This is a genomic window from Psychrobacter sp. YP14, from assembly GCF_003209315.1.
GTDB lineage: Bacteria > Pseudomonadota > Gammaproteobacteria > Pseudomonadales > Moraxellaceae > Psychrobacter > Psychrobacter raelei.
Map to the genome: position 1 here is coordinate 961,189 of NZ_CP029789.1, position 11,972 is coordinate 973,160.

The window sequence follows — 11,972 nt, forward strand, 5'->3', positions numbered from 1 at the left end:
AAATTAGCGCTCATAATACGCGTAAAAATGATGCACCGGACCATGGCCATGACCGACATTAAGCTCATCTGCATGCGCTAGAGCACCCGTCAGATAAGCTTTGGCCTTAGCACAAGCTAGGCTTAAGCTGTCGCCTTGACTCCAAAAAGTCGCGATGGCGGCAGATAGGGTGCAGCCAGTGCCGTGGCTGTTTTTAGTAGCGATACGCGCCGCCTCCAGCCACTGACTTTGACCCTCTACCCATAACAGATCTGGAGAGTCTGGCTGATTAAGCAGGTGACCGCCTTTTAAAAAGGTGGCGACCCCTAAACGCTCTGCCTGCTCGAGCATCTGTTCTCGGGTGGTGGCCTCAGCTTCACCCAGTAAATCAGCGGCTTCTGGCAGGTTGGGGGTAATCAGCCCCACTTGGGGCAATAATAGCTCACGCAAGGCCGCCACCGCATCACTGTCCAGCAGTCTATCGCCGCTTTTAGCAACCATGACCGGGTCTAGTACTACCTTGGTGGGTTGGTAAGTCTGAAGCGCTTCTGCCACACAGCGGATGACCTCAGCGGTACCTAACATTCCAATTTTTACCGCATCGACCTGTACATCGCTAAATACAGAATCTAATTGAGCACGAATTAAGTCAGTTGGCATCATCTGAATTTGCTGCACACCTTGGGTGTTTTGTGCCACCACAGCGGTGATGACACTCATCGCATAGCTACCATTGGCACTAATGGCCTTAATGTCGGCTTGAATACCGGCGCCGCCTGTACAGTCTGTACCAGCAATAGTTAATACATTTTTAATCACCGCTACGCTCCTTAAAAATTAGGATGGTTATTGATAGCCTATCTTATGTTATCGCTGTGCTATCAGCAGCTCAGCTGCTTGCTTTGGATCATCGGCTGCACAAATCGCAGAGACTACAGCGATCCCATGACAGCCTGTTTGGTACACTTGTCTGGCATTAGCATGGTTAATGCCGCCAATGGCCACTGTGGGCAATACGCTGGCCTTGGATAAAGTGCTCAATCCCTCTAAGCCTATAGGCTTGGCATGATCTTGTTTGGTAGCGGTAGCGAATACAGGGCCTAGTCCGACATAATCGAGCAGATCAAGGTGATGGTGGTGCGTCTGCTGTAACTGCGCTAAAGTATTAATAGACAGCCCCAGCCAAGCATCATGGCCTAAAATATTTCGGGCCTGTTCAACACTCAAGTCACCTTGACCGATATGAGCACCATCGAGTTTGGCTTTATGTGCAATCTGCACTTTGTCATTGATAACCAAAGGAACACGACCAGCAATGGCCTCTTTAAGCTCACAGGCTGTGGTATACAAGGCCTCATCGCTGGCGTGTTTGTCACGCAACTGCACTAGGGTCACGCCGCCATCGATGGCAGCAAGCACCGTCTCAATCAGTCCCTTATCAGCGCATAGAGCGCTATCGGTGACCAAATATAGCGATAAGGCATCGGCAGATTTATTATGTTTATTCATAAAGCGTTACTCGTGCTTGTTGAGAGACATCGGTTGCCTGTAGGGCATACAAACTATCGAGGAAGTGGATATAAAAGCTGCCAGGCCCTTGAGCAATCTGCATGGCGTGCTCAGCGGCCTGTCCGTAATAACATAAGGCGGTGACAGCCGCTTGTGCCATAGTCTTCTTATTGGCGCCTACAAAGCCGGCTATGAGCGCCGTTAAGGCACAGCCAATTGCGGTGACTTGAGTCATCATAGGATGGCCATGATTAATAGCCCAGCGGTTCATGCCATCGGTCACCCAGTCAATCTCTCCGGTAACCACCACTACCTTGGCATATTGGGTCAAGGCTTCAGCTGCTGCATGGGCTGCCGCCACGCTATCGCCGCTATCGGTGCCCCTGCTTTGACTACTCATACCCGCCAGAGCCAATATTTCTGAAGCATTGCCGCGAATGACATCAGGCTGTAGTGACAGTAGCTGCCGGCAAGCTTGTTGCCGAAATGCAGTGGCACCCACAGCGACTGGGTCTAGCACCCAAGGAATGCCTTTGCTGTGTGCCATCTCGGCCGTGGCCAGCATGCTGTTTAGACGAGTTTGGGTCAGCGTACCGATGTTAATGGCTAGGGCATCAGATAAGCACACAAAGTCAGGGGCTTCTTGAATGTCATGTACCATAGCAGGCGAGGCGCGACAGGCCAAAAGCACATTGGCAACCGTATTATGGGCAACATCATTGGTGAGGTTATGGACCAAAGCAGATTGGTCTTTAAAGGCGTGAAAACAAGACTCGATGAATGGTAACTGCATCTTCCCTCCGAATAGGATAAGAGGGCGTTTAGAAACACACAGCATGACGGCACGCTTATGATAAAGGTGGCAAGTTAACAATCAACCCTTACCCGAAGATGCCGTTATCGCTATACACTCCCTACGCCAGTATAATCTGGATCAGGTTCAAAGGGTGCATCTCAGCCCAAGGGCGCCCCTGTGATAACTTAAAAACAAATAAAACAGCTGTTTATCATAGCTAAGATGGCTTTTTTTCACAAGGGTTTGAGCGGCCTATCTTGCTCAGCTTTTTTAAACTTAGAGCTTTGAAGTTGCCGACTCAAAAATTGGGCATAAAAAAAAGACCTGCCGTTTACGGTGCAGATCTTCTTTTGATCCTGGTTTTAGCCCACCAGGCCGCTTATCGACAAGCGTAAATTTATCACCCTGACTTGATTTAGCAACTGTACTTTTAAAAACCAGCAGCTTACTAAGATTAGCAGGATTAAGGTGAACCCACTCTTTCAATGGTCACATTGGCAATACCACGGCTTACCAAACCGATCTGCTTAGCAGCAGCATAAGATAAATCCAACACACGGTTACCATGGTAAGGACCACGGTCATTCACTTTGACTACCACGCTCTTACCGTTACCTTTGTTGGTGACACGTAAGTAAGTATTAAAAGGCAAAGAGGGGTGTGCTGCGGTTAATGAGTTCATATCAAAGCGCTCACCACTGGCAGTCTTTCTGCCATGGAACTTGCCACCGTACCAAGAGGCACGACCACTTTGTTTGAATTTGTTAACAGCATTTGAGGCTACTAACGTTAAATGAGATAACACATCATCGTTATCTTGGCTAACTTTACTACCTTTGGCATCCATCAATGAGCTGCTGGCAGCTAAAGAGGAGGGCTCAAAGGAGGTTTGTAATAAAGAGGTGGGTTGGCTTTTTTTGCGTGCTAACTCGTTGAGTACACTGTCGATATCGCTTGGGCTTTTAACGCTGATAGTTTGCTTAGAATCCGTAGCGTGAGCCAGATTAGTGGCTCCTACCATGCATGCTAGCGCACATAGAGCTGATGTGAATTTCTTCATAATTGCCTCGTAAGCATTTATCTTAAGTAATGGAAACTCAAAAGATTATGCATTTACTATAAAAATACTACTTAATTAAATAGCTTAAATAAAAATGGGTTAAATAAAAAATACTTACCTAAATTGTTAACATTGGCTATAAAACCATAGGAGGTAAAGATACACACGAAGTGTCACATTTAGATTTGCCAATGTTATATTTTTGTAACTTAACATTAAGCAAAGGGGATTTGCAAGTGACGCTAGAGTTCAACTTTATAGATAATAGACCATTTTTTGATCTATGAATAGTAAAAATATTGAACTCTAGCTAAATAAAGGACGCAATAAATTAAAATTTATTGGTTAAGCTTTACTGATAAATAACTTCGATAATTTCAAATTCTACCAGGCCGCTTGGGGTCTCAATACGTGCCTCATCACCCTCTGATTTACCGATTAAACCTCGAGCAATAGGGGAGTTGACGGAGATTTTGTTGTTCTTAAAGTCTGCCTCATCATCGCCCACAATCTGATAGCGCTTTTGCTCTTCAGTGTCTAGGTTTTCGATAACCACAGTCACACCAAATACGACGCGGCCCTCACGTGGTAAGGTAGCCGGATCAATAACTTGAGCGCCAGAGAGTTTGGCTTCAATGTCACGAATACGGGCTTCACAAAAACCTTGTTGCTCACGGGCGGCGTGGTATTCTGCATTTTCTTTTAAGTCGCCATGTTCGCGGGCTTCAGCAATCGCAGCCGTGATGCGCGGACGATCTACGCTTTTGAGTTGCTTAAGCTCGGCTTCTAACGCAGCATGTCCTTGCGGAGTCATTGGGTAACGTTGCATATCATCTTCCTCATATACATATATGGATGAATAAATTAATAAACAAAAAACACCCCAGCACTCATCACTAAGAGGGTGCTGTTGGTGTCAGGCTTAGGTTAAGTTGTGTGTCGACCTTCTATTTTCAGCGCTGAGCTAAAAAAAGACGACTTATAACAAAAATTGCTAACCGAAGCTGTCGATTAGCAATTAAAAAAAACATAAGGTGGTACGTTATCAAGCCAGTATATTAATGTTGAACAAAAAGCGACTGCTTAATAACAAGCCTAGAGTTATTAGCCTAAACTTTTTAGGGCAATAAGTCCACTTTTATATCAGGGTTTTCACATCAATAACGGTATCATATAAATGATAAGAGGTCTTATTATAAAAGCTCATTTTGGTTTGTATCGCTAAATTTTGTTACCGGCGACTGCCATGAGCTGTGACAATTTAGAGCCATCACAACACACAACAGCCACCCGCGAAACTTACGTTTTAGCTTTCAGTTTATAGTAGTCAAGCAGCTCACTTAATAGCTGCTTGCAACCCGTTGGCTTTATAAGTCTACTTTTGGCAGCTTTAATCAGACCAGTGACTAAAGTGCGGCTTCGTGTAACGCTTGTAATTTATAGACATCAAAAGGCAAGTCGATGGCATAAGACTTACATACCGCATCGGCTGCGCCTAAAGTGGTGACATAGAACACCTTGCTTTGAAGGGCATTGCGGCGAATTGAGAACGAGTCCTCTTGCGCTTGCTTACCTTCGGTTGTATTGATAATAAGGTCGATTTCACCATTTTTCAAGGCATCAACGACATGAGGACGACCTTCAGTCACTTTATTAATGCGTTTGCACTCGATGCCTTGCTCGGTGAGATACTGCTCAGTACCTGCGGTGGCTACCAATTTAAAGCCAAAATCAATGAGCTGTTTGGCGATAGGTGCAATGTTAGGCTTGTCGCTATCACGCACTGAGATGAATACAGTCTTGGTCTCGCCCTGTTGTGGTAGGCCTGGTAGGCGCTCATTAGAGCCGATAATGCCTTTATAGAAAGCTTCACCGAAGGTTTTGCCAACGCCCATCACTTCACCGGTTGACTTCATTTCAGGGCTTAAGATAGGGTCCACACCTGGGAATTTAGCGAATGGGAAGACCGACTCTTTCACTGCAAAGAAAGTGGGCTTAATTTCTTGGGTGAATTTTTGATCCTGTAGGGAGGTACCAGCCATACAGCGAGCCGCCACTTGAGCCAGTGACTTGCCAATGCATTTAGAGACAAAAGGCACGGTACGCGCAGCACGAGGGTTCACCTCTAAGATGTAAACGGTGCCATCTTTTACCGCAAACTGTACGTTCATTAAGCCTACCACGCCAAGCTCTTTGGCCATGGCCACGGTTTGAGCGCGCATCTCATCACAAATCTCATCAGATAGGGAATAAGGCGGTAATGAGCAGGCTGAGTCGCCTGAGTGAACACCCGCTTGTTCGATGTGCTGCATGATACCGCCGATAACCACTTCATTGCCGTCACTAACACAGTCTACGTCCACCTCAATGGCGTCATCTAAGAAGCGATCTAACAGTACTGGTGCTTCATTAGAAGCTTGTACCGCAGTGCGCAAATAGTGCTTAAGCTCTTCTTCGTTGTAGACGATTTCCATGGCACGGCCGCCGAGCACATAAGATGGGCGAACGACTAATGGATAGCCGACGCTGCTGGCCTTCATTAAGCCATCTTCCATGCTGGTGGCTAGGGCGTTTGGTGGCTGAATCAGATTTAGCTGCTGAATCATGTGCTGGAAGCGCTCACGGTCTTCAGCACGGTCAATGGCATCAGGAGAGGTACCAATGATGTTCACGCCTGCAGCTTCTAAGGCACGAGCTAATTTAAGTGGGGTTTGACCACCGAATTGCACGATAACCCCTTCAGGTTTTTCGATACGGACAATTTCAAGCACATCTTCTAACGTGATTGATTCAAAGTATAGACGGTCAGAGGTGTCGTAGTCGGTTGAAACCGTTTCTGGGTTACAGTTCACCATGATGGTCTCATAGCCGTCTTCACGCATGGCAAGGGCTGCGTGCACACAGCAGTAATCAAACTCAATACCTTGACCAATACGGTTTGGGCCACCGCCAATAACCATGATTTTTTTGTTATCGGTTGGGTTCGCCTCGCACTCTTCATCATAGGTTGAGTACATATAAGCGGTAGAGGTGGCAAATTCAGCGGCACAAGTATCTACACGCTTATAAACCGGATAGACCTGTAAGTCCCAGCGCTTTTTGCGCAGCTGCTTTTGAGATACGCCGAGCAGTTTGGCCAAGCGTAAATCAGATAGGCCTTTGCGCTTAAACTTGCGTAGATTTGCGGCATTAAGACCACCGAAGCCTAGCAGCTTAACCTGCTCTTCGGTTTTTACAATGTCTTCAATTTGAACCAAGAACCAAGGGTCGATATTGGTCAGTTTAAATACTTCATCAACACTCATACCTAAGCGGAAGGCATCTGCGATATAGAAGATACGCTCAGGAGTAGGGACGGTTAAGCGGTTTTTAATCTCAGCCTTTACTTTGTCCTCGCTGATTTTGCCGGCTTTTAGAGCGGCAAAGTCGATTTGCTCATCAAAACCATCAGCACCCGTCTCAAGGCCACGCAGCGCTTTGTGCATCGACTCTTGGAAGTTACGGCCGATAGCCATGACTTCACCCACAGACTTCATCTGGGTTGATAAGATGTTTTCTGCTTGTGGGAATTTTTCAAAGTTAAAGCGTGGAATCTTGGTGACAACATAGTCAATAGATGGCTCAAAGCTGGCTGGTGTTTTACCGCCAGTGATGTCGTTTTGCAGCTCATCAAGTGTATAACCCACGGCCAGTTTGGCAGCGATTTTAGCAATTGGGAAGCCGGTTGCTTTTGAGGCCAGAGCTGATGAGCGAGATACACGAGGGTTCATCTCAATCACCACCATACGGCCGGTTTTTGGGTTCACCCCAAACTGAACGTTAGAGCCGCCGGTTTCCACACCAATCTCACGCAGTACGGCCAGTGACGCGTTACGCATGATTTGGTATTCTTTGTCGGTAAGCGTCTGAGCAGGGGCAACGGTGATTGAGTCGCCGGTGTGCACGCCCATTGGGTCGACGTTCTCAATGGCACAGATAATGATACAGTTATCATTTTTGTCGCGTACCACTTCCATCTCATATTCTTTCCAGCCGATTAATGATTCATCGATTAACAGCTGATGGGTGGGCGATAGGTCAAAGCCACGCTCACAAATCTCGATAAATTCATCACGGTTATAAGCGATACCGCCACCTGAGCCGCCCATCGTAAAGGAGGGACGGATGATACATGGGAAGCCAAGTTTGGCTTGGATTTCAAAGGCCTCTTCCATGCTCTCAGCAGTTTCGGCGCGTGGACATTCAAGGCCAATACGCTTCATGGCTTGGTCAAACAGTTCGCGGTCTTCGGCCATCTCGATGGCATCTTTGGTTGCCCCGATGAGCTCAACGTTGTATTTTTCTAAGACGCCGTTTCTATCCAAGTCTAGTGCACAGTTAAGTGCCGTCTGACCACCCATGGTCGGCAAGATAGCGTCTGGACGTTCTTTATCAATAATTTGCTCAACCGTTTGCCAAGTAATCGGTTCAATATAGGTGGCATCTGCCATCACAGGGTCAGTCATGATGGTGGCGGGGTTTGAGTTGACTAAGATAACGCGGTAGCCTTCCTCGCGAAGTGCTTTACAAGCTTGTGCGCCTGAGTAGTCAAACTCACAAGCTTGACCGATAACGATAGGGCCGGCGCCAATAATTAGGATGCTTTTAATATCAGTACGTTTTGGCATAAGTCTCTCTTTTTTATATATTTAGTTCTGTGTCTATGGGTGACAATCAGCAAAATGCGTCGAGCGTATTGGCTGGTGATTAAGCCTGTTTGTTCTGCTGCATTAAGTCAGTAAATCTCTTAAATAAGGGCGCCGCATCTTGAGGGCCAGGGCTGGCTTCAGGGTGACCTTGGAAGCTAAAGACAGGCTTGTTGGTCAGCTCAATACCTTGGTTAGTACCATCGAATAACGAGCGATGTGTTGGCTTAACGTTATCTGGCAGGGTCGACTCATCAATAGCGAAGCCGTGGTTCTGACTGGTAATCATCACCTTTTTGCTGGCCAAATCTTGTACTGGATGGTTGGCACCGTGGTGACCGGTTTTCATTTTCATGGTCTTGGCACCGCTGGCAAGGCCGACCAGCTGGTGACCTAAGCAGATACCAAAGGTTGGGATGTCTGTCTCTTCAATGATGTGACGTACCGCATCGATGGCGTAATCACAAGCGGCAGGGTCACCAGGGCCATTTGATAAGAAAATACCATCTGGGTTTTGCGCCAAGACATCAGCAATAGGCGTTTGCGCCGGTACCACAGTCACTTTACAGCCCAAATCTACTAACATGCGTAGGATATTGGTTTTGGTGCCAAAATCGTAAGCCACCACGTCATATTGATGATCAATATGCTCGCCAAGTTTTTTGTAATAGCCGCCGGTTTGGCTCTCGGTTACCCCATGTACGCCGCGGTCTGCCAGCTCCCAAGTGCCTTCTGTCCACTCAAAGCCTTCAGGGTTGCAGCACTCTTTGGCCAGGTCCATACCTTCTAGGCCTTCCCACTGCTGGGCAATTTCGATGGCTTTTTGGATATCTTCTTCACTGATGGTCGCACCATTGCTGGCAGTCATGATACAGCCATTTTGAGCGCCTTTATCACGCAGGATACGGGTCAGTTTGCGGGTATCAATCTCAGCGATAGCCACAGTCTGCTGGCGCTGTAAATAATCGCTTAAGCTTTCTGAATTGCGGAAGTTTGAGGTGGTCATGGTGGCATCACGAATGATTAAGCCCTCTGCCCAAACTTGGTTGTTTTGATAGATGTTGCCAGATTCGGCATCTTCAACGTTGGTGCCTGTATTACCGATGTGTGGGTAGGTTAGGGTAACGATCTGTTTGGCATAACTTGGGTCAGTCAGGATTTCTTGATACCCAGTCATTGAAGTATTGAAGACCACTTCACCTACGCGGCTACCTGCTGCACCAATTGAGATGCCACGAAAAATATTACCATCGGCCAAAGCCAAAATAGCTTCAACTTCATTAGAGATATTGTGTGTTGTGTCTTGTTGTACGCCCATATTACCACCCTTATAATTCGTGTTTATCATGACCTAGTAATTGTGAAGGTTGCGGCTATGTTGTGACCTAAAAACCGCTAAGGCACAAATTCTAGTCGCAAAAAAAGCGAGTAGCACGATAACAGAAAACAACAATATCACTAAAAGAAAAGTCATTAGTGAACGTTGCAAACTGTGTCATGTCTACTCGCTTAGGTACAGATTTTGCGTATTATACAAAACCTGACTGCAAATGGCTAGGCAATCCTAAAAATATTACATAAAACAAAGTTAGAATTGATAGTGAACCGCCAATTGATAAGACTCAGGGGCTAAATTGGCACTGATTAATAAGTCGTCATTGTGATAGCTTTTGGTTAAAAACATGCTGCTGGCTATCCCAAGCGCTGCGCCAGCCAGCACATCTGAGGTATGATGTTTGTCTGACTCTACGCGGCTGTAGCCCACAAATGTTGCACCAACATAGGCGGGTATACTGTACTCAAGTCCATAGCGCTTGTGAATAAAGCTTGCTCCCTGAAAAGCAATGGAGGTATGTCCTGACGGAAATGAGTCATTGTCACTGTGATCAGGGCGCTCTCTATCAATGCTCTTTTTTAATCCATACGTCACCACAGCATTGGTCGCAAAGGATTTATAAAATTGACTGCGCCCCTCAGGGTCATCCATATAATAGGTAGAGCCATAAGCCAGGGCGGGAATTGTGATGGCGATAACATCACCTGCAGTTTCGATGTCTGATTTTGCATACGCGGGGCTGGCAGCCAAAGCTGAGCCTGAAAGTAGTAAAGCGGCGGTAAGGTGCTTGTGATGCATCAAAGAAATCCTAAATTAAGGGACAATATTTAACTAAAAAGTGACAGATAAGCTGAACTGGCTCTATAGTACTATGCCAGCTTTGTATGACAGCGATATATCTTTGTCGTTTTTTGTGAAAAATTTGCTAATAACAGCTTAAAGCATTGATAATAGCACGGGATGAAATCTCAATGCACGAGCTCGTATAGGGTTGGATAACATTGTACTTAATGACGTTAAAAATATATGTAATTAATGCTAGCCTAGTCAGAGAACTGACATCAAGGTAGGGTCAGCAATAACCGCAAACAAATAACTTAAAAGGATGTCACCGATGATTTATAAATTTTTGGACAAAGCCCCGCAGTTTGCCACCCCTTTTCAAGGCTGGGTTGCCGATAGCGCCCGCGTGATTGGGGATGTGTATTTAGGCCATCAAGCCAGCGTTTGGTTTGGTGCGGTAATCCGTGGTGATAATGAGCGCATTCATATTGGTGATTACAGTAATGTGCAAGAAAATGCGGTGATTCACACGGATGCTGGCATACAGGTCACTATCGGTGAGTATGTCACCATAGGACACTTGGCCATGTTGCATGGTTGCACAGTCGGCGATAATAGCTTAATTGGCATCGGCGCTGTGGTATTAAACAATGCCAAAATTGGTAAAAACTGTATTATTGGTGCCAAGGCCTTGGTGACTGAAGGCAAGGAGATTCCTGACAACTCATTGGTGATGGGCGCGCCGGCCAAAGTGGTTAAAACCTTAACTGAAGAGCAGGTGGCTTTTTTAAAAATGTCAGCGCTGCACTATGCAAAAAAGTGTCAACAATTTAAAGCAGGCTTAGAGCCAGTGAGCGCACCTGAATAATGAAATGAGCATAAATACCACACATCAAAACGACGCTAAACACAACATATAAAACGATGGGCAGCTTTTACAGTGTTTAAGTATGGCCCATCCACTTATGACCCATGCACTAAGGAAAATACATGCAGCAAAGTGATGCCCAGCAAAAAGAATTGGCCTTGTTCGACTTAGACCACACCTTACTTGATGTCGATAGTGACTATCTGTGGGGCGAGTATATTGTAAAAAATGGCTTGGTCGATGAGGCGCAGTACCGCACTGCCAATCAAAAATTTTATGAGCAGTACATAGAAGGTACCCTAGATGCGACTGAATACAATGAATTTGTGGCTCAGTTTTTAACCAGTTTGCCTCTTGATGAGCTGTGTCAAATCCGTGAGGCGTATATACAAACTGAAATTGAGCCACACATACGGCCAAAAGCCATTAGTGCCATCCAGCATCATATCGAAGCGGGGCATGACGTGGTCATTATTTCAGCCACCAATGACTTTGTGGTATCTGCTATCGCTCAGCGCTTCGGTATCGAGCCGGTCAATGTGTTGGCCACGCCGCTTGAGGTGCAGGATAATCGTTATACGGGCAAATTAACCGACAAACCCAACTTCAAAGAAGGTAAAATATATCATCTAAATAAGTGGTTAGAGGCCAAGCACGCACAAGGCACTCGTTACAGTAAGACTTATGCTTATTCTGACTCAAAAAATGATCTGCCTTTATTACAATGGGCAGATATACCAGTGGCAGTTACCCCAGATGAGGTGCTGCACGCGCATGCTTTAGCGCACCGCTGGGCAGTTGAGGACTGGAAATTATAACCTCTTGTCCCCAGTGTGACGCCTTCACGATATTTATATGGTTGATAGGCTCATTAGAGGGGTAGGCCGATTTATGACACTTATCTACTTAATGAGCGCTATCCATTCATTCTTTTTTATTCCTTATAGCTGACAAAC

Annotated in this window: 10 protein-coding genes and 1 riboswitch; of the genes, 2 read left to right on the top strand and 8 right to left on the bottom strand. The window is 46.1% G+C overall.

The window, feature by feature from the left end:
- Positions 1-3: 3 nt before the first annotated feature.
- The 8 genes from thiD to DLE54_RS04195 form a co-directional block, all read right to left on the bottom strand.
- Positions 4-798: a bifunctional hydroxymethylpyrimidine kinase/phosphomethylpyrimidine kinase gene (thiD, locus tag DLE54_RS04160; RefSeq protein WP_011960101.1), complete on the bottom strand. Its 795-nt coding sequence runs from the start codon at positions 796-798 to the stop codon at positions 4-6.
- A 48-nt stretch (positions 799-846) separates the two neighbouring features.
- Positions 847-1,488, bottom strand: coding sequence for a thiamine phosphate synthase (thiE, locus tag DLE54_RS04165; RefSeq protein WP_110816347.1), 642 nt, complete (start codon positions 1,486-1,488; stop codon positions 847-849).
- Entirely contained in the window at positions 1,481-2,281 is an 801-nt protein-coding gene (gene thiM, locus DLE54_RS04170; RefSeq protein ID WP_110816348.1) for a hydroxyethylthiazole kinase, read from the bottom strand. Before thiM ends, thiE begins: the two co-directional genes overlap by 8 nt.
- A 101-nt stretch (positions 2,282-2,382) precedes the next feature.
- Positions 2,383-2,471, bottom strand: a riboswitch (TPP riboswitch).
- A gap of 276 nt (positions 2,472-2,747) precedes the next feature.
- The gene (locus DLE54_RS04175; RefSeq protein ID WP_110816349.1) at positions 2,748-3,344 is read right to left on the bottom strand and encodes a septal ring lytic transglycosylase RlpA family protein; all 597 of its coding nucleotides are present in this window, start codon (positions 3,342-3,344) and stop codon (positions 2,748-2,750) included.
- Positions 3,345-3,696: 352 nt separating this feature from the next.
- Positions 3,697-4,173, bottom strand: a complete 477-nt coding sequence (gene greA, locus DLE54_RS04180) for a transcription elongation factor GreA (RefSeq protein ID WP_011960105.1) — start codon at positions 4,171-4,173, stop codon at positions 3,697-3,699.
- A gap of 577 nt (positions 4,174-4,750) precedes the next feature.
- Positions 4,751-8,011: a carbamoyl-phosphate synthase large subunit gene (carB, locus tag DLE54_RS04185; protein WP_110816350.1), complete on the bottom strand. Its 3,261-nt coding sequence runs from the start codon at positions 8,009-8,011 to the stop codon at positions 4,751-4,753.
- A gap of 79 nt (positions 8,012-8,090) precedes the next feature.
- A complete protein-coding gene (gene carA / locus DLE54_RS04190; RefSeq protein ID WP_110816351.1) occupies positions 8,091-9,347 on the bottom strand; it encodes a glutamine-hydrolyzing carbamoyl-phosphate synthase small subunit in 1,257 nt (418 codons plus the stop codon).
- Positions 9,348-9,617: 270 nt separating this feature from the next.
- On the bottom strand, positions 9,618-10,163 hold the full coding sequence (locus DLE54_RS04195) for a phosphatase PAP2 family protein (RefSeq protein WP_110816352.1): 546 nt from the start codon (positions 10,161-10,163) through the stop codon (positions 9,618-9,620).
- 316 nt (positions 10,164-10,479) lie between these two features.
- On the opposite strand from DLE54_RS04195, the gene DLE54_RS04200 reads away from it, so the two are divergent.
- A complete protein-coding gene (locus tag DLE54_RS04200; protein WP_011960109.1) occupies positions 10,480-11,016 on the top strand; it encodes a gamma carbonic anhydrase family protein in 537 nt (178 codons plus the stop codon).
- A gap of 122 nt (positions 11,017-11,138) precedes the next feature.
- Entirely contained in the window at positions 11,139-11,834 is a 696-nt protein-coding gene (locus DLE54_RS04205; protein WP_110816353.1) for an HAD family hydrolase, read from the top strand.
- The last annotated feature ends 138 nt before the right edge of the window (positions 11,835-11,972 follow it).

Coding starts and splice junctions, on each gene's coding strand:
- DLE54_RS04205 (WP_110816353.1), top strand. CDS start 11,139: ATGCAGCAAAGTGATGCCCAGCAAAAAGAATTGGCCTTGTTCGACTTA.
- thiM (WP_110816348.1), bottom strand. CDS start 2,281: ATGCAGTTACCATTCATCGAGTCTTGTTTTCACGCCTTTAAAGACCAA.
- DLE54_RS04200 (WP_011960109.1), top strand. CDS start 10,480: ATGATTTATAAATTTTTGGACAAAGCCCCGCAGTTTGCCACCCCTTTT.
- thiE (WP_110816347.1), bottom strand. CDS start 1,488: ATGAATAAACATAATAAATCTGCCGATGCCTTATCGCTATATTTGGTC.
- carA (WP_110816351.1), bottom strand. CDS start 9,347: ATGGGCGTACAACAAGACACAACACACAATATCTCTAATGAAGTTGAA.
- carB (WP_110816350.1), bottom strand. CDS start 8,011: ATGCCAAAACGTACTGATATTAAAAGCATCCTAATTATTGGCGCCGGC.
- DLE54_RS04195 (WP_110816352.1), bottom strand. CDS start 10,163: ATGCATCACAAGCACCTTACCGCCGCTTTACTACTTTCAGGCTCAGCT.
- greA (WP_011960105.1), bottom strand. CDS start 4,173: ATGCAACGTTACCCAATGACTCCGCAAGGACATGCTGCGTTAGAAGCC.
- DLE54_RS04175 (WP_110816349.1), bottom strand. CDS start 3,344: ATGAAGAAATTCACATCAGCTCTATGTGCGCTAGCATGCATGGTAGGA.